The sequence below is a fragment of the Azonexus hydrophilus genome, from assembly GCF_038368255.1.
In the GTDB taxonomy this organism is placed as follows: domain Bacteria; phylum Pseudomonadota; class Gammaproteobacteria; order Burkholderiales; family Rhodocyclaceae; genus Azonexus; species Azonexus hydrophilus.
In genome coordinates this window covers 1,940,657-1,962,174 of the sequence record NZ_CP151406.1, presented here as the reverse complement: position 1 = coordinate 1,962,174, position 21,518 = coordinate 1,940,657, and the positions used below count along the sequence as shown (strand labels likewise).

General features: G+C 64.6%; 17 protein-coding genes. 8 read left to right on the top strand and 9 right to left on the bottom strand.

Annotation, left to right across the window (positions count from 1 at the left end):
- The first annotated feature begins 213 nt into the window (after positions 1-213).
- Entirely contained in the window at positions 214-1,824 is a 1,611-nt protein-coding gene (locus AADV58_RS09375; RefSeq protein WP_341743003.1) for a methyl-accepting chemotaxis protein, read from the top strand.
- 41 nt (positions 1,825-1,865) lie between these two features.
- Here the strand turns inward: AADV58_RS09375 and AADV58_RS09370 are convergent, their stop codons facing one another.
- A complete protein-coding gene (locus AADV58_RS09370) occupies positions 1,866-2,225 on the bottom strand; it encodes a hypothetical protein (RefSeq protein WP_341743002.1) in 360 nt (119 codons plus the stop codon).
- 138 nt (positions 2,226-2,363) lie between these two features.
- Between AADV58_RS09370 and AADV58_RS09365 the strand changes: the two genes are divergently transcribed.
- Genes AADV58_RS09365 through AADV58_RS09355 form a run of 3 tightly spaced genes read left to right on the top strand, consistent with a single transcriptional unit; the run spans position 2,364 to position 8,604 of the window.
- Positions 2,364-3,845, top strand: a complete 1,482-nt coding sequence (locus AADV58_RS09365) for a protein adenylyltransferase SelO (RefSeq protein ID WP_341743001.1) — start codon at positions 2,364-2,366, stop codon at positions 3,843-3,845.
- A 56-nt stretch (positions 3,846-3,901) separates the two neighbouring features.
- The gene (gene sbcD / locus AADV58_RS09360) at positions 3,902-5,134 is read left to right on the top strand and encodes an exonuclease subunit SbcD (RefSeq protein WP_341743000.1); all 1,233 of its coding nucleotides are present in this window, start codon (positions 3,902-3,904) and stop codon (positions 5,132-5,134) included.
- Positions 5,131-8,604 (top strand): AAA family ATPase, encoded by a 3,474-nt coding sequence (locus AADV58_RS09355; protein ID WP_341742999.1) that lies wholly within the window; start codon positions 5,131-5,133, stop codon positions 8,602-8,604. The genes sbcD and AADV58_RS09355 overlap by 4 nt, the downstream gene beginning before the upstream one ends.
- 110 nt (positions 8,605-8,714) lie before the next feature.
- On the opposite strand, the gene AADV58_RS09350 is transcribed toward AADV58_RS09355, so the two are convergent.
- Positions 8,715-10,169, bottom strand: a complete 1,455-nt coding sequence (locus AADV58_RS09350) for a diguanylate cyclase domain-containing protein (RefSeq protein ID WP_341742998.1) — start codon at positions 10,167-10,169, stop codon at positions 8,715-8,717.
- Between the two features lie 157 nt (positions 10,170-10,326).
- Here AADV58_RS09350 and AADV58_RS09345 point away from each other — a divergent pair, with 157 nt between their 5' ends.
- From AADV58_RS09345 to AADV58_RS09330, 4 genes are all read left to right on the top strand, one after another.
- The gene (locus AADV58_RS09345; protein ID WP_341742997.1) at positions 10,327-11,127 is read left to right on the top strand and encodes an alpha/beta hydrolase; all 801 of its coding nucleotides are present in this window, start codon (positions 10,327-10,329) and stop codon (positions 11,125-11,127) included.
- A gap of 63 nt (positions 11,128-11,190) precedes the next feature.
- Positions 11,191-11,655: a CreA family protein gene (locus tag AADV58_RS09340; RefSeq protein ID WP_341742996.1), complete on the top strand. Its 465-nt coding sequence runs from the start codon at positions 11,191-11,193 to the stop codon at positions 11,653-11,655.
- A gap of 6 nt (positions 11,656-11,661) precedes the next feature.
- Positions 11,662-12,192 (top strand): YkgJ family cysteine cluster protein, encoded by a 531-nt coding sequence (locus AADV58_RS09335; RefSeq protein WP_341742995.1) that lies wholly within the window; start codon positions 11,662-11,664, stop codon positions 12,190-12,192.
- 48 nt (positions 12,193-12,240) lie between these two features.
- Positions 12,241-12,423, top strand: coding sequence for a hypothetical protein (locus tag AADV58_RS09330; RefSeq protein ID WP_341742994.1), 183 nt, complete (start codon positions 12,241-12,243; stop codon positions 12,421-12,423).
- A gap of 23 nt (positions 12,424-12,446) precedes the next feature.
- On the opposite strand, the gene msrA is transcribed toward AADV58_RS09330, so the two are convergent.
- The 7 genes from msrA to AADV58_RS09295 form a co-directional block, all read right to left on the bottom strand.
- A complete protein-coding gene (gene msrA / locus AADV58_RS09325) occupies positions 12,447-13,736 on the bottom strand; it encodes a peptide-methionine (S)-S-oxide reductase MsrA (RefSeq protein ID WP_341742993.1) in 1,290 nt (429 codons plus the stop codon).
- 177 nt (positions 13,737-13,913) lie between these two features.
- Complete coding sequence (locus AADV58_RS09320) at positions 13,914-14,285, bottom strand: hypothetical protein (RefSeq protein ID WP_341742992.1); 372 nt, start codon at positions 14,283-14,285, stop codon at positions 13,914-13,916.
- 182 nt (positions 14,286-14,467) lie between these two features.
- Positions 14,468-15,868: an ABC transporter ATP-binding protein gene (locus tag AADV58_RS09315; protein ID WP_341742991.1), complete on the bottom strand. Its 1,401-nt coding sequence runs from the start codon at positions 15,866-15,868 to the stop codon at positions 14,468-14,470.
- Positions 15,865-16,479, bottom strand: a complete 615-nt coding sequence (locus AADV58_RS09310) for an ABC transporter permease subunit (RefSeq protein WP_424243846.1) — start codon at positions 16,477-16,479, stop codon at positions 15,865-15,867. Before AADV58_RS09310 ends, AADV58_RS09315 begins: the two co-directional genes overlap by 4 nt.
- A gap of 185 nt (positions 16,480-16,664) precedes the next feature.
- Entirely contained in the window at positions 16,665-17,624 is a 960-nt protein-coding gene (locus tag AADV58_RS09305) for an ABC transporter permease (protein ID WP_028995673.1), read from the bottom strand.
- Entirely contained in the window at positions 17,621-19,186 is a 1,566-nt protein-coding gene (locus AADV58_RS09300) for an ABC transporter substrate-binding protein (protein WP_341742989.1), read from the bottom strand. Before AADV58_RS09300 ends, AADV58_RS09305 begins: the two co-directional genes overlap by 4 nt.
- 4 nt (positions 19,187-19,190) lie before the next feature.
- Positions 19,191-21,314, bottom strand: coding sequence for a TonB-dependent siderophore receptor (locus tag AADV58_RS09295; RefSeq protein ID WP_341742988.1), 2,124 nt, complete (start codon positions 21,312-21,314; stop codon positions 19,191-19,193).
- Between the last annotated feature and the right edge of the window lie 204 nt (positions 21,315-21,518).

The following is a 21,518-nucleotide window of genomic DNA, read 5'->3' as shown; positions in this document are numbered from 1 at the left end:
GTCGGGTTAGATGCGGAGAGGCGGGCATTATACCCGAGGGCGGTCAAGCAAATGGCCGCCATGCCAATTCAGAACATCGGCATGACTGGTAACAAATTATTGCACGGTTACATTTGGTATTTTTTTCATAATTATTGATTATGATCGATAAATAACCTAGAATCACGAGGCTTAACTATCCCAACACTTGAACAAATATCACTGGAGGTTTTCATGAGCATCGCAATGCGCATCGTCCTGCTTATCGCACTGGCGATTGCCGGCTTGATTGGCCTTGGAGGCTTCAGTCTCTATCAGATGGCCAAGATCAACAATGGCGTCAAGGAAACCAACGAAGTCACCATTCCCGGCATCCTCAAACTCGAGGAAGCGCAAATCGCTTTCCTGCGCGCCCGCCCATTCCTGCTCAATGTTCTTCTCGAGGTTGAACAGAGCAAACGGGAAGCGTCTGTCCAGCGTTTCAACGAGCGCATCGCAGAAATGAACGCTGCTTTTGCCGATTATGAAAAACTGATCTCCGACGACAAGGACCGCGAATTCCTCCTCCGCGACAAGAAAACCGCCGAAGCCTACGGTGAATTCGCCAAGCAATACATGGCAGCCGCACTGGCCGGCAAACGCGAGGAAGCAGCCGACATTTGGCGCAACGCCGCTCAGACGGTGAACGGACTGACCAACGCACTGGTCGAGCACGCCAACTATATAAAGAGCAAATCCGAAAGCGCCGCCAAGGATGCCTACGACATTCACAACACAGCAATCAATCTGGTCGTCGGCGCCATCGTGCTGCTCGGATTACTTGTAGCCACCATCGGCCTGCTGATCTACCGTCACGTTTCAGGCGGTCTCGACCGGATGGTGACGATATTCACCGGCATCGAGAAGGACCTCGACTTCACCGGGCGCCTGGATGTTGCCGGCAACGATGAACTGGCCAAGGTCGCACACGCTTTCAACGGCCTGCTCGAACGCCTCCAGCAGAGCTTCCGCAAAATGTCCAGGCACGCTGAATCCGTCAATCAAGCGGCTCAGCGGGTATCGACGGCGGCCCGTCAGATGTCGGTTGCCTCCCAGTACCAGAGCGAAGCCGCCTCAAGCATGGCGGCGGCAGTCGAAGAGATGACCGTCAGCGTCAATCACGTCGCCGACCGCGCCGAGGACACCCGCCGTCTGGCAACCAGCGCCGGTAGCGTCGCTGCACGCGGCCAGAACATCATCGGCGAGACGGTACTGTCGATCAACGGCATTGCCACCACCGTGCAAAGCGCTTCCGAGCAACTGACGGCACTGGAGAAACAAAGCGAGAAGATCAGCACCATTGTTTCCGTGATCAAAGACATCGCCGACCAGACCAACCTGCTCGCTCTCAATGCCGCCATCGAGGCAGCGCGTGCCGGCGAACAGGGCCGCGGCTTCGCCGTTGTGGCTGACGAAGTGCGCAAGCTGGCCGAGCGAACCGGCCACTCGACTCAGGAAATTGCCGTAACCATCCAGGAAATGCTCAGCGGCGCCCAGGGCGCTGTACACAGTATCCAGAGCGTCGAAGGCGCAGTTGCCTCCGGTGTCGGTTACGCTGAGCAGGCAAGCGGCGCGATGCAGGAAATTGGCAACGGTTCGACAGAAACGGTTGGCATGGTCAGCGACATCACCAGCGCCATCCGGGAACAGGGCGTCGCCAGCACCGACATCGCTCAACAGGTCGAGAAAATTGCGCAGATGGCCGAGGAAAACAGTGCCGCCGCGCAATCGACTTCAGGCACCTCGGAAGAAATGGTCAAGCTGGCGCAGGAAATGCACGACATCGTTGCCCAATACCGCGTCTGAAACTCAGCAGCAACATCCCGGGCCGGCATTGCCGGCCTTTTTCATTTCTTGATCGGCGCGTTACGCCCCGACATGCTGTCGCTCATCCGGTAAACGCCGTCGATGAACAGCCCATCCGGGTTACGACGGCAAAACTGTTCGATGTTGCGCTCGACGGTCGCCACCGAGACATCGGTCACCTGCTGACGCGGGTTGGCATAGTTGTGACCGCTGAGAAAGCCCCGCGCCCAGGCGACATGGGCGGCGCGCAATTCGACATCCTCGGCACCCTGGCGCCAGGCCCGGCAGGAATTGTCGTCAAAGGCGAGGATCTTGAGGCCGGAAGCCATACCCGCCGTCGTACCGGTTGCCAGAACCGCGAACACCAGCCAGGGCGCCACGTGCTTCTTGATACCCATCATTACTCTCCGTTTGCCATATTCCTCAAGGCGAAGCATAGACTACCCAGGCGCCATCGCGAACCCCGGCGGCAGGAACGTCGATTGCTTGAACTGACATCCTTCGCCACGGTCAACCTGCCCATTGCCCGGAAAACCACCATGTCTGCCAGCTTTCGCCCTTTCACTTTCGACAACACCTACGCCCGGGAACTCCCGGAATTTTGCGTTCGCTGGCAGGCAGAAACGGCCAGCGCACCAAAACCGCTCCGCCTGAACCGGGAACTGGTCAGGGAACTCGGCGGCGATCCGCAGCTACTGGAGAGCACCGACGGCATCGCCATGCTCGCCGGCAATCTTGTCCCGGCAGGCGCCGAACCGGTCGCCCAGGCCTATTCCGGCCACCAGTTCGGTGGCTTCTCGCCGCGCCTGGGCGACGGCCGCGCTTTACTACTCGGTGAGGTGATCGACCGCCAGGGCCGGCGCTGCGACATCACCTTCAAGGGCTCCGGACGCACGCCCTTCTCGCGCAACGGCGACGGCAAGTGCGCGCTGGGTCCGGCGCTGCGCGAATTCCTGGTCGGCGAGGCGATGTACGCACTCGGCATTCCGACCACGCGGGCACTGGCGGTGGTCGCCACCGGCGAGATGGTGCGCCGCGACCGCGCCCTACCCGGCGCCGTGCTCACCCGCGTCGCAGCCAGCCACCTGCGCGTCGGCACTTTCGAATACGTCGCCGTGCATCACGGCCCGGCCGCCGTGCACAAGCTCGCCGACTACGCCATCGCCCGCCACGACCCGCAACTGGCCAGCCGTGAAGATCGCTACCTGGCCCTGCTCGATGCCGTCGCCGGCCGCCAGGCCGAGCTGGTCGCGCGCTGGCTCGGCGTCGGCTTCATTCACGGCGTGATGAACACCGACAACATGACGATTTCCGGCGAAACCATCGACTATGGCCCCTGCGCCTTCCTCGAAAGCTACCACCCGCGCACCGTGTTCAGCTCGATAGACAGCCAGGGCCGCTACGCCTACGGCCGCCAGGCGTCGATTGCCCAATGGAACCTCGCCCGCCTGGCGGAAACCCTGCTGCCGCTGATCGACACCGACACGGACCGCGCCATCGCCGCCGCCACGGCGGTGATCGAAGCCTTCCCCGAACGCCACGCCGCCTGTTGGCTGACAGTGATGCGCGCCAAGCTCGGCATCGACGACAGTGGCGACGCCGAAACCGACCGCACCCTGGCCGACGATTTCCTGACCCTGCTGCAACGCGGCCGCCACGATTTCACCAACAGCTTCCGCGCCCTCTACGACTTCGCCGACGGCCGCCCGCAGGCGCTCGCCCGAGTGTTCGCCGGCGACCCGGACGCCGCCGCCTGGCAGCAACGCTGGCAAGCCCGCCAGCCGCAACGCGACGCCGCCCTGCTGGCGACCATGAAGCGCGCCAACCCCTGGCTGATCGCCCGCAACCACCAGGTCGAAAATGCCCTCGAAGCCGCCGTCGACCGTAACGATCTGGCCCCCTTCGACGCCCTGCTCGCCGCGCTGCGCGCGCCCTTCGACGAACGCGACGCCGACCGCCATTACACCGAACCGGCAGCGCCGGAAATCACCGCCAGCTACCAGACCTTCTGCGGGACCTGAGGCAAGGCCGGACAAAGGCCGTAAAATCCGGCCTTTGTCATCGCCAAGCCGCCCGCATGCGCCTCCTCCACACCTCCGACTGGCACCTCGGCCAGCATTTCATGGGTAAAAGCCGGCAGGCCGAGCATCAGGCGCTGATCGTCTGGCTGCTCGAACAGGTGGCGGAACACGCGGTCGACGCGGTGCTGATCGCCGGCGACATCTTCGACACCGGCACGCCGCCCTCCTACGCCCGCGAGCTGTACAGCCAGTTGGTCGTGCGCCTGCACGAGGCGGGCGTCGCGCTGCTGCTGCTCGGCGGCAACCACGACTCGCCGGCGACGCTGGGCGAAAGCCGCGAGTTGCTGGCCCGCCTGGGGACGACGGTGATCGCCGCAACGCACGCCGATCCGGCGACGCAGGTGGTCGTCCTGGCGCAGCGCGACGGCACGCCCGGCTGCATCGTCGCCGCCGTGCCCTTTGTCCGCCCGCGCGACGTGCTGCACAGCCAGGCCGGGCAGAGCGCCGAAGACAAGCAGTTGTCGCTGCAGCAGGCGATCCAGCAGCACTATCAGACGGTCGACGCCGCCGCCCGGGCCAAAATGGCCGAGCTCGGCATCACCCTGCCCGTCGTCGCCACCGGCCACCTGACCACGGTCGGCGCCAGCGCCAGCGAATCGGTGCGCGAAATCTACGTCGGCGCGCTCGAAGCCTTCCCCACCGCCGCCTTCCCGCCGGCCGACTACATCGCGCTCGGCCACATCCACCGGCCGCAGAAAGTCGGCGGGCTGGAACACATCCGCTACTGCGGCTCGCCGCTGGCGCTCGGCTTCGACGAAGCGAAACAGCAAAAGGAAATGCTGCTCGTCGACCTCAACGCCGACGGACTGCAAGCGGTGACGCCGCTGCCGGTGCCGCGCTTCCAGGGGCTGGTGGCGATCGCCGGCAAGCTCGCCGACCTGCCGGCACAGATCGGCGCCGCCGCCGCGCTAGGCACGCCGGACCGGCCGACCTGGCTGGAAGTCACCGTCGCCGAGGACGACTACCTCGCCGACCTGCCGGCGCGCATCGAAAAGTTGACCGACGGCTGGCCGCTCGAAGTCCTGCGCATCCGCCGCCAGCGCGGCAACGCCGCCGCCCGCCTGGCAGCCGTCGCCAGCGAGACGCTGGACGAACTCGATCCGCACGAAGTCTTCGCCCGCCGCCTGCAGCAGGAGGAACTGGACGCCGAATTGCAGCAGGCGCTGCTGCAACGCTACAGCGCCGTCGTCGCCGGTCTGCACGGGGAAACGGAAGGGGAAAACGCATGAAAATCCTGACCCTGCGCCTGAAGAACCTCAATTCGCTGAAAGGCGAATGGACCGTCGACTTCACCCGGCCGCCGTTCACCGACAACGCGCTGTTCGCGATCACCGGGCCGACCGGCGCCGGCAAGTCGACGTTGCTCGACGCCATCTGCCTCGCGCTCTACCACCAGACGCCGCGCCTGAAGACGATCTCGGCCGCCGACAACGACATCATGACGCGGCACACCGCCGACTGCCTGGCCGAGGTCGAATTCGAGGTCAAGGGTGCCGTGTACCGCGCCTTCTGGAGTCAGCGCCGCGCCCGCGACAAGGCCGACGGCGCGCTGCAGGCGCCGAAAGTCGAGCTGGCTGCTGTTGGCAAAAACGGCGACGGTACCATCCTCAGCACCCAGACCAACGACAAGCTGAAACGCGTCGCCGAGATCACCGGCCTCGACTTCCCGCGCTTCACCAAGTCGATGCTGCTCGCCCAGGGCGGCTTCGCGGCCTTTTTGAATGCCAGCGCCAACGAGCGCGCCGAACTGCTCGAAGAACTGACCGGCAGCGAAATCTACGGCGAAATCTCGCGCAAGGTCTTCGAGCAGGCGCGCGAAGCCAGGGACAAACTGGCCCAGCTCAAGGCCCGCGCCGACGGCATGGAGCTGATGAGCGACGAACAGCGCGCCGCGATGCTGCAGGAAAGCGCCGTGCTGGAAACACAGCTCGCCGACCTCCAGCGCCAGCACACGCAAACGCAAGCACAGCGCCAGTGGCGCCTTGATCTCGCCCAGGCCGAACAGGAAGTCACCGCCGCGCTCACCCGCCAGCAGGCCGCCGACGCCGCGCTGGCCGCCGCCGCGCCCGAACTCAAGCGCCTGGCCGACAGCGAACCGGCCGCGGCGCTGCAGCCGCTGCACCAGCAATGGCAGCAGGCCGACGCCGCCGCCCGCCAGACCGCCGCCGAACGGCAGGCGCTGCACGGCGAACGCAGCCGCCTGCAGGCCGCCCAACTGGCCGGCCACGACACCGCCGCCAGCCACGCCGCCGCCGTCGCCGCCCAGGCGCAACAGACCCTGCAACAAAGCCGGCGCGACGCCAGGGAGATCGACGACTTCTGCACCGCCCACGCGCAGCGCGCCCAGCTTGGCGAACGCCTTGGCGTCTGGGATCAACAATTCCGGCAACGCGACAAACTCGCCCGCGAACTCACTGCCCAGCAGCAGGCGCAGCAGAAACTCGCCGCCGAGCAGGCCGCCAACGAACGGCAACGCGCCGCCCAGCAGTTGACGGTCGACGCCGCGCAGAAGGCAAAAACCGCCGCCGACGCTGCGCTCGAGACCAGCCGCGCCGAACAGAACCAGCGCCTCGCTGGCCAGACACTGGCCGAGCTGCGCGCCCACTGGCAGCGCGAACAGGCCGCCGGCAACCGCTGGCAGCAGCTCGACGCTCTCGCCCGCCAGCGCCGCGAACTCACCGCCCAGCAGGCCGCGCAGGCGCAGCAACTGCAGCAGGGCGAACAGCAGATCGCCGCCCGGGAAAGCAGGCTGGTCGCGCTGCGCGAGCAGCACAAGGTGCTGAACGCTCAGGTCGCCGACAAGCAGAAGCTGCTCGAACAGGAACGCCTGATCCGCAGCCTCGCCGACCACCGCCGCCAGTTGCAGCCGGGCCAGCCCTGCCCGCTGTGCGGCGCGCACGAGCACCCGGCGATCGCCGACTACGCCGCGCTCGACGTCTCGGCCACCGAGGCCGCGCTGCTGGCGGCGCAGAAATCGCTCGCCGAGCTGGTCGACAAAGGCCAACAACTGCGCGACGAGCAGACCAAGGCGAAGACCGCACACGCCGCGCTGCAGGAACAGCAGACGAAAACCGCCCGCGACCTCGCCCGCCTCGCCGACGACTGGCAGACCCAGCTCGCCGCGCTGCCGGCCGGCACGCTGCCGGTCGACGCCTGGCAGGACGCAAAAATCATCGCCGCCGCCCGCAACGCGGCTGAACAATGCCTGGTTGCGCTCGACGAGCGCATGAAAGCCGCCGAACGCGGCGAACAGGCGGTCAACGCCGCCACCAAGACCGCCGCCGACGCCGCCCAGGCCCTGCTCGCCGCCGGCAACCAGCTGCAACTGCTGATCCAGGCCGGACAAACCACCGCGCTGCGCCAGGCCGAAATCGCAAAAGCCAGCCAGGGCATCGCCGCCGAACAGGCCGAACTCGACGCCCGGCTCAAGGAAACCCTGACCGACATTCCCGCCGACCCCGCCGCCTGGCTCGCCGAGCGCGACGCCGAATGGCAGCACTGGCAGCAGACCCAGCGCCGCCGCCAGGAACTCGCCACCCAACTCGTCCAGCAACAGGAACGCGCCGACGCCGCGCAAACCCAGGCCACCCACTGGGCCGAACAAGCCGCGCAACTGCGGACTGCAGCCACCGACGCTCTCCCGCCGACGCCAACCAGCGCCGAAGCCGACCCCGCCGCCGCCCTCGCCCGCTGCGCCGAGCGCCTGGCCGAACTCGGCCAGCAACTCGCCGCGCTGCAGGGCCGGCAGGCACAACTCGACGCCAACCTCGCCCGGCAGCAGCAAACCCTCGCCGACGCGGCAAGCGCCTGGCAAACGGCGCTTGCCGCCAGCCCGTTCAAAGACCTCGACGCCTACACCGCCGCGCTGTTGCCGGCGGAAGAACGCCAGCGCCTGCAGGAAGCCCGGGAAACCCGGCAAGCCACCAAACAGCAAGCCGACGCGCTGCTCCAGGCCGCCCGCGAAAAGCTCGCCCGCCTGCACGCCGCGCCTAACCTCCCCGCAAGCGCCAGCGGCGAAAACGAAGTACCACCGCTCGCCGACCTCGACACCACCCTCGCCCAACTCGACCAGCAGCGCCGCGAACTCAGCGAACAGCTCGGCGCCCGGCGCGCCCTGCTCGCCCGCGACCAGGAGGCACGGCAGAGCCAGCAGGCGCTATTCCAGGAAATAGCCGTGCAGACCGCCGACGCCGACCTCTGGCAGCGCCTCGACGGCCTGATCGGCTCGGCCAAAGGCGACAAGTTCCGCAAGTTCGCCCAGGGCCTTACCCTCGACCACCTGCTGCAGCTCGCCAACGGCCACCTGGCCCGTCTGCACGGCCGCTACCTGCTGCGCCGCAAGAGCAGCGGCGAGCTCGAACTCGACATCGTCGACAGCTGGCAAGGCGAAGTCGCCCGCGACACCCGCACCCTGTCCGGCGGCGAAAGCTTCCTGGTCAGCCTGGCGCTCGCCCTCGCCCTCTCCGACCTGGTCAGCCACAAGACCAGCATCGACTCGCTCTTCCTCGACGAAGGCTTCGGCACGCTCGACGCCGACACCCTGGAAATCGCCCTCAATGCCCTCGACACGCTCAACGCCAGCGGCAAGATGATCGGCGTCATCAGCCACGTCGACGGAATGAAGGAGCGGATTCCGGCGCAGATCCGCGTCGAGAAGGGCGGTGGAGTCGGCTATTCGCGGCTCTGCCTGGCCGGTTGATCCTGCCCGGTGCAGGAAGCTTCACGGACACACTCGATGGCCTGTCAGGTGGCGGCCGGTTTCCCGACAGCTCACCCAGGAGGCTAATGTGTCGCGCATTGGGATGGGCATCACGCCGCATCGTCCGCCTCATGAAAGCGGATTGTGTTCCGCCCTGCGGCTTTTGCCTGATACATGGCTTTGTCGGCCCATTTCAGGATGTCATCGGGACTGTCCTCATGGTCGAGAAACACGAACACGCCAATGCTCGCCGAACAATGGTGTTCAACGGAGCTTTCTGCCATCCGCTCGTGCACAATATTCAAATGATAGGTTGCTGACAGCCTGAGGCGGATCTTTTCGGCAACGGCCATGGCTTGGGCAATGGACTTCGTGCGATCGGCATCAAGCTCACCCAGCATCACGACAAACTCATCCCCACCAAAGCGCGCCACAGTATCCATCTCACGCACGCAAGCCTTCAATCGATTGGCAGCTTCAACCAGCAGCAGGTCGCCGACGAAGTGGCCGTATTTGTCGTTCAGTGGTTTGAAGTTATCGAGGTCAACAAACATCAGGGCGCCATGACGACCAAAGCGCTTGCTGGCAGCCAGTACCTGGCTCAGGCGGTCGCTGAGCAAGCGCCGGTTGGGAAGCTGGGTCAGCGTGTCATAGAACGCCAGCTGCCTGACCTGGTCCTGCATCTGCTTGCGCGTGGTGATTTCGCGGGTGATGCCGTGATATCCAGTGATTTTCCCGCTTTCATCGCGCATGGCCTTCGAGAACACTTCCCCCCAGATCACGCTGCCATTCTTGCAGCGGTGCGGGGCTTCGAAGCTGACGAAACCCAGCCTGTTGCCTGCGCGCTCCGCTTCCTGCCGCTTGCGCCATGCTTCCATGACGATGGCCGCGCCTTCTTCATTGAATAATTCAAGCACGTGATGACCGACCACCTCGTCTGACTTGTAGCCACGAAGGCGTTCGTCCGACGGGCTGATGTAGGTGATACGAAGTTCGCTGTCAGCCCGCCAGATGACATCCATCGCGTCTTCCGTAAGCAACCGGTAGAACGACTCCCTTTCGTTCAGCGTCCGGGTACGTTCCTCGACCAGGGCTTCGAGTTCCCGGTTGCGCTCCTGCAGATTCTTGAGTGGATAGACTTCGCCATCGAGCACCAGGTGATAGGGAATCGAAATGCCGCTGTGGACGATTTTCCAGGACTCGCCTTCAAGACGGAAGATCAGGGTCAGTCGCGCAACCTCGCGCGCCAGGACATGGTCAGGAACCGGCAGGTGAATGTTGAAAAAAGCAGTGACGGAGACGACATGCTCACTCAGATCCTGCATAGAGATATCGCGCATTTCGATCCGGATGCGCTCCGGCACCTCGGCAAAATCCTGGCGGGTGATTCTCACCCACTCGTCGCGATCCGTAACCAGGACACTGCCACCGCCCGTATAACCACAGAAGTCTTCGCTGAAGAAGGTGGTCAGTCGATCATCGCGTGCGGCGTAGAGCTCGATGTACTCGTCGAATAAGGCGCGAATTTTGAGCTGACGGTCCGAACTAGGCATGATTGAGGCCATGGAAAATACTCATTTGCCAACAGAGTTAACAACATCTGACATATATACCATATAGCCTCTCTGGATCATCCTGCATGCGTCAACCAAAGGCTCATGAGGAAACCGAAGATTCAAATTACCCTGAGCGCTTAACAATTTCTCACCAATGAAGATCAAGATGCCCACGAAAACACCGGTCATTCACCATTACCCTGCCCATCAAGCGAGTACTCAGCCGCCGTTGCTTTTTGTGCATGGTGGTTACAGCCACGCTGCGCTGTGGAGCGTCCGCTTGATCCCTTATTTCCAGGATCTGGGCTACAACTGCTACGCGCTTGATTTTTCCGGCCACGGCAGCCACCCGGGTGATCGGCTCAATCTCGACGATTTCGGCATCGAAGATTACGTCACAGATCTGGCTACCGCCGTCGCCAGCCTGCCGGTGGAACCGGTGTTGATCGCACATTCCATGGGGTGCCTGGTCAGCCAGCGCTTTCTCGAACATGGCACGGCTCACGCCGTCGCCTTCCTGGCACCGGTGCCGCCAACCGGAACAGGCGGCACGGCCAGTCGCTTTGCCCTGACCATGCCGGATTTCTTCGCCGAACTGCCTAATGCGGTCAACGGCGCGGCCAACGAAAAAACAATGAGAACGATGGCCAGCGTCTATTTTTCGCCAAGCTTGGCGCCGGAGGAGACAGTCCAGTATCTTCCGCTGATCCAGCCGGAATCTGAAAAGGCCGTGGCCGAAATGCTCACTGCGCCCTTTCGCATTGCCCGCAGCCGGGCACGCATTCCGGCATTGGTCATGGGTGGCTCGGCTGACCAGGTTTTTCCGGCCTCGATGCTCTTCTTCACTGCCGCAGTGTGGAACGCCAGAACGCAGATCATTGATGGGGCTGGTCACATGCTGATGCTCGACCCGCAATGGCCGGACACTGCTGGCAAGCTGCTGGAATGGTTGGAAAGCCTTGCCTGAAACCAGCTTCCAGCGACTGAGTCGCGCTACACTGCCATGTTTGCCGTCAAACCGGAAATCATCATGCGCACCCTGCCCGTCCTGCTTCTCACCACCATCGCCCTGCCTGCGTTGGCGGAGGAGATTGGCTGCACAACCACCGAGTGGAAATTGATCGGCGCCAATCACCGCGTCTGCGTCTATGCTTATGACGACCCGAAGATTCCCGGTGTCACCTGCCATATCAGCCAGGCGCGCACCGGTGGCATAAAGGGCAGTCTCGGTCTGGCGGAAGACCCTTCGCAGTTTTCCATCGCTTGCCGCCAGATCGCGCCGATCGTCGTACCGGAGAATCTGCCGGAACGCGAGGTAGTATTTAGCGAAAACACTTCACTGTTGTTCAAGGAAACGCAGATTCATCGCCTCTTCGACGCCAAACGCAAGGTGTTGATCTATCTCGGCATCAGTCGCAAGATCATCGCTGGGGCGCCGAGTAACGCGATCTCGAGCGTACCGGTGCAACCGTGGTCGACAACCAAGGGGCCCTGATCCAAGATGAGTTCCTCTAACCACCGTCGCCTCGACAATGAACTCGCCAGCGCTGCCGCTGCCTACCAAGCCAGCACCGTGATCCCGCATTGCCCGCAATGCTCGAATTCCTGCTGTCGCCTCGACCCCTTGGTGCTGGAACTGAACTGGAAACAGGTCAGGACTTTCTGGCGGATTGATGAGGCGCGTGCCGCCTTCGACCGGCAACTGAAGGCGGGCCAGGGGCCGCAGGAAATCCGCGCCGGCAACGGCTTGTATTACGCGCACGGCAAGCCCTGCCCGGTATTCGATGAGGCGACGGCATCCTGTAGCGTCTATGGACAGCCGATCAAGCCGGCGGGCTGCTCGGATTTCCCGGTATATGAAGACGGCGGCACCATTGTCGCCGACCTGCGCTGCGAGGCGGTCGATCGTACCGCCCTGAGCAGCTGGATCGCCCAGGCTGTCGGTGAGAACTACCGTATCGTCAGCAAGGCCGACCCCGACTTCCCCTTTCTGGTCACGCTCTCGCTGAAAAAGGCAAAACCTCCCGCGTAATGGAATGGAAACTGCTTGATTCTCCTTGTTGCATCACGGGAGAAGATCATGAGTCCCAAACTGACCGAGGAAACGCTGTTCTGGCTACGTTTGGCCGCGTTCGCCCATCTCTCAGAGCAGATACTGTGCACCGGCGCCAGCGTCGATGACGCCGAGGAATTGTTGTTCGGCTGGCGTCTGCCGGGCGATCTGCCGGCACCGTATGCCTGCCTGACCGGTGGCCTTGCCTAGCAGACCGAACAACCGTGAATGCCTTAGCTGGCCTTGTCCGGCACGAACTTCAGCACATTGCCGTTGATGCAATAGCGCTTGCCAGTGGGCGGCGGGCCGTCGTCGAAAACATGGCCGAGGTGGATGCCGGAACTGGCGCTGCGGACTTCGACCCGGCGCATGCCGTGGCTGTCATCCTCGTGCAGCGTGATCGCACCCGGCAGCGGATTGAAGAAACTGGGCCAGCCGCTGCCGCTCTCGTACTTTGCATCACTACGGAACAAGGGCGCACCAGAAAGGGGATCGACGAAGGTGCCGGGGCGCTTTTCGTCGAGATGCGAACCGGTGCCGGGATACTCGGTGCCCTGCTCGAAGGCGATCTTCTGTTGTGCCGGCGTCAGCAGGTGGAAGCCCAACCATTGCCAGAAACGGCCAGTATCGCCGTTGTAGCCGGTGTAACGCGAAACCTCCCTGCCCTGCTCGAAGAGCACGATGGTCGGCGTGGCGAACAAGGCCTTGGCCAGCGTCCAGCCGGCCGGCGCCTGCGGACTCAGGCTGCGGGCGATGGCCACCGGCGATTGCCAGTGCTCGAGGACGTCGGCCTTGAATTTCTGGCAATAGATGCAGTCGGCGCTTTCAAAGACGATCAACTGGCGCTGCAGGTCGAGTGTGGCGGGATCGAGCGGCGGCATGCCAGCTGACTGCCCCGCCGAAGACGCGCCCGGATACTTGACCCCGGTACCGCCCAGCCCGCAATAACCGTCCGGATTCTTGACCAGGTAGTCCTGGTGGTATTCCTCGGCGGTGAAGTATTTTTCCAGCGGCGCGATCTCGGTGGTGATGCGGCCGAGCCCTGCCGCCGTCAGCGCCGTCTGGTAGGCGTCGCGGGTTTTCAGGGCGACGGCTTGCTGGCTGGCGTCGTGCGTATAGACGGCGCTGCGGTAGTTGCTGCCGACATCGTTGCCCTGGCGATCACCCTGCGTCGGATTGTGGCTTTCCCAGAACTGGATCAGCACCGTTTCCAGATTGACCTTGGCCGAGTCGAAAGTCACCTTGACCACTTCGGCATGATTGCGCAGGCTGGTTTTGCCCCACTGGCGCATGCGTTCGTGCGCCAGCACCGCATCGTAGGTGCCCGCGATGTCGCCGTTGGCGTAACCGCTTTCAACATCGAGCACACCGGGAATGGCGGCCATGCGTTTTTCGGCGCCCCAGAAACAGCCCATGCCGAGGACGATGCTGTCGGTGACGGCGGGCATGGCCGGCCGGCTTGCCTTGGCGGCCGCTTCACCGTCGCCGCAGGCGCTGATCAATACACTGCTGGATATCGCCAAGATCAATCCTTGTAATCTCTTGAGGGGGGACATTGCTTACCTTTCGCCGGCGCGGGATCGCGGTTGAAACCCCGCCGCTCGCCGCAAGCGCTACCCGGAGGTTGACTGGCGCGATGCGCGGTGGTTCCCCGTTAGTCGGCAAGTGCGTCAGTTTCTTACAGGCCGCCACCGACACTTTCAGGCCAGCGATTCATCATCCTCGCTCAATCCCGCGAACAGGCCCTGCTCGCGCAGCATTGCCTTGAAGGTTTTCATGACCGGGCGCGAGAGCATGGTTTCGGCGAGCACGCGCTTTTCGTAGATGAGATTGCGCATTCCCTCGCTGCTGGCAGCCCGGGCGGCGGCGATCAAACGATGGTATTCGTCGCCGAAGCGCTCGCCCGGACGATGTTTGACGGCGTCGTAGAGCAGCGCCATGACGGTTTTATCCACGGCGCCCATCTTGCACTTGCCGTCGAGGATCTTGAGCATCACCGTGGTCGCGCAATCGATATCGCTGGCCGTCAGGGCGTGGCCGCACAGCCAGTCACCGACATGGGCCGCGTTCATGCGGCGACAGCGTAGAGCAAGCGAAAGCTGGCAGTTTCAGGCAAAGACATGGCAGACGGGACGATGGTTGGTAACGCCCGGACCAACGCAAGAGCGGTGCCAGCGGGGCAAACGCCGCCGGTGCGTGGACCGGGCGCGTGGTGTCGCGCCTGGCCGGCGGTTTTGTCGGATTTGCGACGAGCTCAGTTCGCCATGTCAATCGCCAGGCGCCGTCCAGCAACCCGTTCGGCCAAAGCATCGTCGTGGGTGACCAGGACCAGCGCCGCGCCGCTGCGCTCAAGGGCGCCCAGCAGTACGGCCATGGTCTGCTTCTGGGTGATCGCGTCAAGGCGCGAGGTCGGCTCGTCGGCAAAAACCAGTTGCGGCTGCAGCAGCAGGATGCGGGCGATCGCGATGCGCTGCAGTTCGCCGCCCGAAACTTCGCTCGGCAGGCGGTCGAGCAAGGCGGCGTCGAGGCCGAGCTCGGCGAGCAGCGGCGCCGGAGCGCCGGGATCGAGGCGGTGCAGGCGGCACAGGTCGACAAAGGTTTGTCGCAACGTCTGCCGCGCCGGGAAGGCAGCGACCGGGTCCTGGTACAACTTCTGGAAGGCGAACGGGCGCGCCGCATGGCTGACGACACGACCGGCGTCGGGCTTGAGCACGCCGAGCAGGATGTTGCCCAGCGTCGTCTTGCCGCAGCCGCTCGGGCCGGTCAGCGCCAGCCGCTCGCCGGCATGGACACAGAGGTCAATACCGGCGAACAGGCGCTGGGCGCCGAAGGCCTTGGCCAGGCCCTGCGCTGTCAGCAGCGGCTGGCCACTGGCCGGCGCCGGCTCTGCCGGCCAGTTGCGCGGCTGGGCAGCGAGCAGCGCCTGGGTGTAGGGATGCTGCGGCACCTGCATCACCGTCGTCGTGGCACCGGATTCGACAATCCGCCCCTGTTCGATCACCGCCAGGCGGCCACCGAGGGCCTCGGCGACTTCCAGGTCGTGGGTCACCGTGAGCAGCGCACAACCTTCGAGCAAGGCCTCGCGCAGCAAGGTGACGACCTCGTCGCGCATGCGCCGGTCGAGGCCCTTGGTCGGCTCGTCGGCGATCAGGATCGGCGCGCCGCCGGCGTAGACTGCGGCGAAGGCGACACGCTGGGCCATGCCGCCCGAAATCTGGTGCGGATAATGCCCGGCCTTGTCCTGCAAGCCGAGGCCGGCCAGCGCCTCGCGCGCTCGCTGGCGGGCGTTGGCGGCGTTGCCGTCGCGGCGGACATGGCGATAGGTTTCCTCGACCTGGGCCAGGATGCGCATGGTCGGGTCAAGCGCCAGCCAGGGCTCCTGCGGCAGCAGGCCGAGCTGGCGGCCCCACAGCGGCCGGCGCGTGTGGTGGTCGGCGGCGGCCGAGGCGACGCCGGCGACCTCGACCGTGCCGGCCGCCTGCAGGGCATCCGGCAGATTGCCCATGATCGCCTGCGCCAGCAGCGATTTGCCGGCGCCGCTCTGACCGACCAGGGTCAGCGCCTCGCCCGGCGCCAGCGCAAAACTCACGTCGCGCAGCAGCGCGTTGTCGCCGGCGCGAACGCTCAGCCCGTCAACCGCCAGGATGCGCTTCATGCGGCCTTCTCCTCATGCTGGATCAGGATCAGCGCCAGCAAGGTCGTCGCCAGCAGGCCGACCGGCGCGGCGATCAGCCAGGGGGCTTCCTGGTAATACGGCAGCAGCTCGGTCATCATCACGCCGAGCTCCGGGCGCGGCGGCTTGACGCCGACACCGACGAAACCGAGCGCAGCCATCGCCAGCACCGCGGCGGCCAGGCCGAAGCTGGCCAGCGTCCGCACCACCGGCGCCAGTTCCGGCCAGACATGACGGCGGACGATGTAGCCGAGACCGAAACCGAGCAGCAACGAGGCCTCGACGCCGGGCGAGGCGAACAGCGTCCGGGCACTGGCGCGGACGACGCGGAAATACTCGACCCAGAAGGCCAGCGACAGGCCCAGGTAAAGCGGCCAGAACTCGCCCGGCGCCAGGGTCGCCAGGAGCAGCACCAGCAGCAGGCCGGGCAGCGCCAGTACCGAGTCGGAGATGAACAGCAGCACTTTTTCCAGCGCGCCGCCGTACCAGGCCGCGAGGATGCCGAGCACGGTGCCCGGAATCGCCGCCGACAGCACGCTCAGCGCGGCCAGTCCGAGCGAAAGCTGGGCGGCATCGGCGAGCCGGGCGAGCATGCTGCGGCCGAGGTGGTCGGTGCCGAGTGGATGCGCCAGACCGGGCGCCTGCAGGAAGGCGCCCAGGTCCTGGGCAAAGGGGTCGGTGCCGGTAAGCGCCGGCCCGAAGGCGGCGAAGACAGCGATGGCGGCGAGCAACAGCCAGCCGATGCGATGCAGGGTAGTCAGCTTCATGGGCGGTTCATTCAGCGATGGCGCGGATCGAGCGCCAGGCAAAGCAGGTCGACCAGCGCGTTCAACATGACGAAGCACAGCGCCAGCATCAGGCAGGTGCCCTGGATCATCGGCACGTCGCGCCAGAACACCGCGTGCACCATGGCGTGGCCGATGCCGGGCCAGGCGAACAGGGTTTCCAGGATGACCACACCCTCGATGACGAAGGCCAGCTGGACGCCGAGATAGGCAACCACCGGCAGCGCCATGTTGCGCAGTGCGTGGCGCCATACCGCCAGCGACAGTGGCAGGCCCTTGGTCTGCGCGAAGGCGTAATGCTCGCTGGCGAGCACGTTGCGGATCGCCTCGCGGACGATGCGCGACGAGCCGGCGGCGAGGCCGAGCGCCAGTGTCAGCGCCGGCAGGAACAGGTTGGCGGCTTCGCCGTGTCCGGCCGCCGGCAGGTCGGCGCCGGCGAAGACGATGACCATCAGCAGCCCGAGCAGGAAAGGCGGAAAGGCACGCAGCCCGACCGACACCAAGAGGCCAAGACGGTCGGCCCAGCCGCCCGGGCGCAGGCCGGCGGCGACGCCGAGCGGCAAGCCGATGAGCAGCGACAAGCCGAGCGCGGCGCCGGCCAGCATCAGTGTATGGCCGAGCTGGTGGCGGATTTCGTCGACCACCGGCGTACCGATGACCAGCGAGTTGCCAAGGTCGAAGGCCAGCAGTTGCTGCCACCAGCCGGCCAGTGCCACGTACCACGGCGCATCGAGTGCGAGTTCGCGGCGCACCGCCTCGGCGGCTTCGGCACTGACCAGGTCGTAGCCATAGCGGCCAGCCGCGATGCGGTAGGCGAAATCGCCGGGCAACCAGCGCATCATCAGGAAGCTGAGCATGCCGACCAGCACGCCGACCGCCAGCGCCTGGCCACCGCGCCGGAGCAGCACCGGCAGCAGGCTGCGGCCCAAGGAAATCAGGGTTTGTGCATTCATGATTGCCAGCGCATCCGGCTGATCCGGTAGGAACGTTCGAAGGGGTCCAGACTGAAGCCGGCCAGTCGCGGCTGGACGGCCGCAACCAAGCGGTTCCAGGCGACCGGGATGACGGGCAGTTCGGCCTGCAGGGTGGCCGTCACCTGGCGGCGGACGGCCACGCGTGCGCGCTCCCCGGCAGCACCCTGCAATGACAGCAGGCCCGTAGCAAGGTCCGGATCGGACCAGCCCATGGCGCCCCAATCGCTGTCCTGGCCGGCAAAGTCCTGGCTCAGGGTGAGCGACGGATCGGGAATGTTGGCGTAGTTGCGGGCACCCAGCGCCATCTGCAGCGTGCCGTTGCGATGTCCAGCCGGGATATCGCTGGAGTTGCCGATCGCCACTTCGACGGCAATGCCGAGCTGGCGCATCTGTTCCTGAATGGCGGCTGCGACCACCGGCAATTCCGGGCGGTCGGGAAAGGTCTGCAATTTCAGCGCCAGGCGCTCGCCCTGCCCGTCGCGGCGAATGCCGTCGGCGCCCCTGGCCCAGCCGAGACCGTCGAGCAGCTGGCCGGCGTGGGCCAGGTCAGTCGCCAGCGGCGCCAGCGCCGGATCGTGCCAGTCGGGCAGCACCGGCGGCAGCAACTGGCTGGCGGTGGCGCTTTCGTCACGCAGCACGGCGCGGGCGATGCCGGCGCGGTCGATGGCCAGGCTGATCGCTTCGCGGACTTCACGGCGGGCCAACAGCGGATGGCCGGCGTTGAGCTTGAGATAGATGGTGCGCGGCAGATGCACCGCCTGCACCTGCAGTCTCGGGTTACCGCGCAGGCGTTGCCAACTGGCCGGGTCAAGGCCGTACACGACATCGGCCTGGCCGCTTTCGGCCATCAGCGCGCGGCTTTCGCCGCGCCCGACGGCGAGGTAATGCAGGCGACGGATCGCCGGCGCCGGGCCATCCCAGGTCTCGGCGACTTCAGCGGCGAAGCGCTGCGGCGCTTCGAGCAGGCTCAGCTTGTACGGCCCGCTGCCGATGATGCGGCGGACCGAGCCGCTGGCGCCGTAGCAATCGGGTGCCAGTATCTGCGTGCTACTGTGGGCAAGCACCGCCGGCAGCGGTTCGAAAATCTGCCGCAAATGCAGGTCGACCGTGAACTCGCCGGCTTCAATGCGCTCGATCGGCACCATGCCCAGGCCGCCCGGCTTGACCCGGGCATACTCCAGCGCCTGCCGCACCGCCGTGCCGCTGACCGGGCTGCCGTCGTGGAACCGGGCGCCCGGTCGCAAGCGGAAACGCCAGCGCCGGCGGTCGGCCGAGACCGACCATTCGCTGGACAACCCGGCGACGTAGTGGCCGTGATCGTCGAGATCGACCAACGTCTCGCTGATCTCGGTGCGCGAGAACAGGTAGCCGGCCCGCGAAGGGTCGAGGCCGGTGATTTCCCAGGGTCCGACCAGGCGCAGCGTCTGCCCGTCGATTTCGCCCTGAGTCAGCGTTTCGCTCCCAGGCCGGCAAGCGGCCAGCGGCAAGGCGCCGAGGCCGAGCAGCAGCGCCCGGCGGCGTGGCAGAAAGACATCAACCATTGACTCAGAACCGCATCTGCATGCCGAGCGTGAGCGTGCGCGGCGTACCCGGCGTTACCCAGTACACGTCGTAGGAGCTGGCGTAATAGGTCTTGTCGAACAGGTTTTCGACGTCAAGCGAGAAGCGCAGGTTCTGGCTCGGCTTCCAGTAAGTCATCAGGCGTGCCGTCGTGTAGGCCGGCAGTTCGAAGGTATCGAGCGCATTGCCGGAACGTTTACCGACATAGGTGGCGCCGCCGCCAAACCCGTAACGACCATCTTTGAAACCTGCCTCATACATCGCCAGGATGCTGCCGCTGTGCTTGGGCACGTTGAGCAGGCGGGCGCCGACCAGCGCCGCGTTATTGTCCTTGGTGATTTCGGCGTCGGTGTAGGCGTAGTTGGCGGTGACCCGAACTTTCGTGGTCAGCTGACCGGAGACATCGATCTCCATACCGCGACTACGCGCCTCACCGGCGGCGATCGAAAAGCCCGAATTGTTCAGATCGTTGGTCAGAACGTTCTTCTTGTCGATATCGAAGAACGACAAGGTGCCGCCATAGCGTTTGTCGGTCGATTCGTACTTGATACCGACTTCCTTGGCCCGCCCTTCTTCCGGAGCGAAAGCACCGCCATTGACGTCACCGCCGGTATTCGGGCGGAACGATTCGCTGGCCAGCGCATAGATCGAAACGCTCGGGCTGAGCAGCCAGGTCAGGCCGACGCGCGGCGTCGTCGCCTTGTGTTCCTGTTTGGCCACGGTACTGGTGCTACGATTTTTCAGATCCTGACGGAAGCGATCATGGCGCAGGCCAAGCAGCAAACGCCAGTCCTCTGCCAGATGTATTTGATCCTGCAGGAACACACCTGTCCCGTACTGCTTTTCCAGGGTGTTTACAGGTGTCGTGTCAAGCGCCAGCGGCGTCTGCCCGTAAACCGGATTATTTATATCGATGCCGTAGGTGGTGGTCGAGCGCCCACGAGTCATCAATTGATCGAGTTCGAAACGATAGCTATCGAGACCGGCCATGACCTCGTGCTTGAGAGTACCGGTGGCGAACTTGCCGTGCACTTCGCCCTGGAAGGAAAGATCGTTGGAATCGTAGTCGCGGAAACGGCGCTCGCGTTCGATGATCGGCGTCCCCGCGGTTGTCCAGCGGACGACGCCGGCCGTACGCGGACTGGCTTCGGTTGAGTAACCGTCGAAGCTGGTCGTCCGGTAGGCCAACCCGGCCTTGGCCTTCCAGTCGCTGGAGAACTCGTGTTCCAGCGTCAGTTGGTGGGTCTTGTTGTCGATGGTGATGTCACCGTCGCCCGGCTCACCGAGAAAGGTTTCGCGCGAGATGCTGCCGGTGCGGCCGCCAACCGCAACCACGCCGCGATCCAGCGGCGCCTTGTGACGCAGCAGCTCGAGGTCGTAATTGACCAGCGTGTTCGGCGACAGCACCCAGGTGAAGGACGGCGCAACCAGGTAGCGTTCGCTGTCGATATGGTCGCGGAAGCTGCCCTTGTCCTCGACCGCGACGTTCAGGCGGTAGGCCAGGTTGTCGGCAAGCGGACCGGTCGTATCGAACGAGGTACGATAGCTGTCGTAGCTGCCAACATAGACCTCCAGCGAGTTGCCCGCCTTGAACTGCGGCTTCTTGGTCACCACGTTGAGGATACCGCCCGGTTCGCTGGCGCCGTAGAGCGCCGCCGACGGTCCCTTGAGCACTTCGATGCGCTCGACGTTGGCCATGTCGCGCGGGGCGTTGAAGCCGCGATTGCCGGCGAAGCCATTGCGCAGGAAGTTCGGCCCGGTGTTCTCGTTGCCGGCGAAGCCGCGGATCGCGAAGTTGTCCCAGAGACCGCCGAAGCTGTTCTGGCGCGTGACGCCGCTAACGTAGTCGTAGGCTTCCTCGAGGCGGACGGCGCCGATGTCGTCGATCAGCTGCCGGGGAATCACCCGCACCGACTGCGGCAGTTCGCGCAGCGGCGTTTCCGAGCGAGCCACGCCGCTTTCCTCGAGATAGTAAGCCTGGCCTTCGCTACGGCCAACGACGCTGATTTCCGAGAGCTGACGCTCGCCTTCCTGGGCCCAGAGGCCGGGGCCAAACCCGATCAGCAAGAGTGCTGCAACAGCGGGCTTGAAAACAAACTGAGCTTGCATGAATGTCTCTGAATACCAAAAAAAACGCAATGTTATAACATCGCAAATGCGATTGCATAGCGTTAACAAAATGAAAGATTAGCAGAAAACACACACGATGTATGATGAATTTTTATTTATTCATACAACTTCTGTGCCAGCCGGAATCGCCACGGTTTTCCTGGCCAAGAGGAGTCCTTTACTGAGAAATTACGATCAGCGCGC

Excerpts from the sequence above, each read along its gene's own strand:
- AADV58_RS09375 (WP_341743003.1), top strand. The coding sequence starts at position 214 with ATGAGCATCGCAATGCGCATCGTCCTGCTTATCGCACTGGCGATTGCC.
- AADV58_RS09370 (WP_341743002.1), bottom strand. The coding sequence starts at position 2,225 with ATGATGGGTATCAAGAAGCACGTGGCGCCCTGGCTGGTGTTCGCGGTT.
- AADV58_RS09365 (WP_341743001.1), top strand. The coding sequence starts at position 2,364 with ATGTCTGCCAGCTTTCGCCCTTTCACTTTCGACAACACCTACGCCCGG.
- sbcD (WP_341743000.1), top strand. The coding sequence starts at position 3,902 with ATGCGCCTCCTCCACACCTCCGACTGGCACCTCGGCCAGCATTTCATG.
- AADV58_RS09355 (WP_341742999.1), top strand. The coding sequence starts at position 5,131 with ATGAAAATCCTGACCCTGCGCCTGAAGAACCTCAATTCGCTGAAAGGC.
- AADV58_RS09350 (WP_341742998.1), bottom strand. The coding sequence starts at position 10,169 with ATGGCCTCAATCATGCCTAGTTCGGACCGTCAGCTCAAAATTCGCGCC.
- AADV58_RS09345 (WP_341742997.1), top strand. The coding sequence starts at position 10,327 with ATGCCCACGAAAACACCGGTCATTCACCATTACCCTGCCCATCAAGCG.
- AADV58_RS09340 (WP_341742996.1), top strand. The coding sequence starts at position 11,191 with ATGCGCACCCTGCCCGTCCTGCTTCTCACCACCATCGCCCTGCCTGCG.
- AADV58_RS09335 (WP_341742995.1), top strand. The coding sequence starts at position 11,662 with ATGAGTTCCTCTAACCACCGTCGCCTCGACAATGAACTCGCCAGCGCT.
- AADV58_RS09330 (WP_341742994.1), top strand. The coding sequence starts at position 12,241 with ATGAGTCCCAAACTGACCGAGGAAACGCTGTTCTGGCTACGTTTGGCC.
- AADV58_RS09320 (WP_341742992.1), bottom strand. The coding sequence starts at position 14,285 with ATGAACGCGGCCCATGTCGGTGACTGGCTGTGCGGCCACGCCCTGACG.
- AADV58_RS09315 (WP_341742991.1), bottom strand. The coding sequence starts at position 15,868 with ATGAAGCGCATCCTGGCGGTTGACGGGCTGAGCGTTCGCGCCGGCGAC.
- AADV58_RS09310 (WP_424243846.1), bottom strand. The coding sequence starts at position 16,479 with ATGCTCGCCCGGCTCGCCGATGCCGCCCAGCTTTCGCTCGGACTGGCC.
- AADV58_RS09305 (WP_028995673.1), bottom strand. The coding sequence starts at position 17,624 with ATGAATGCACAAACCCTGATTTCCTTGGGCCGCAGCCTGCTGCCGGTG.
- AADV58_RS09300 (WP_341742989.1), bottom strand. The coding sequence starts at position 19,186 with ATGGTTGATGTCTTTCTGCCACGCCGCCGGGCGCTGCTGCTCGGCCTC.
- AADV58_RS09295 (WP_341742988.1), bottom strand. The coding sequence starts at position 21,314 with ATGCAAGCTCAGTTTGTTTTCAAGCCCGCTGTTGCAGCACTCTTGCTG.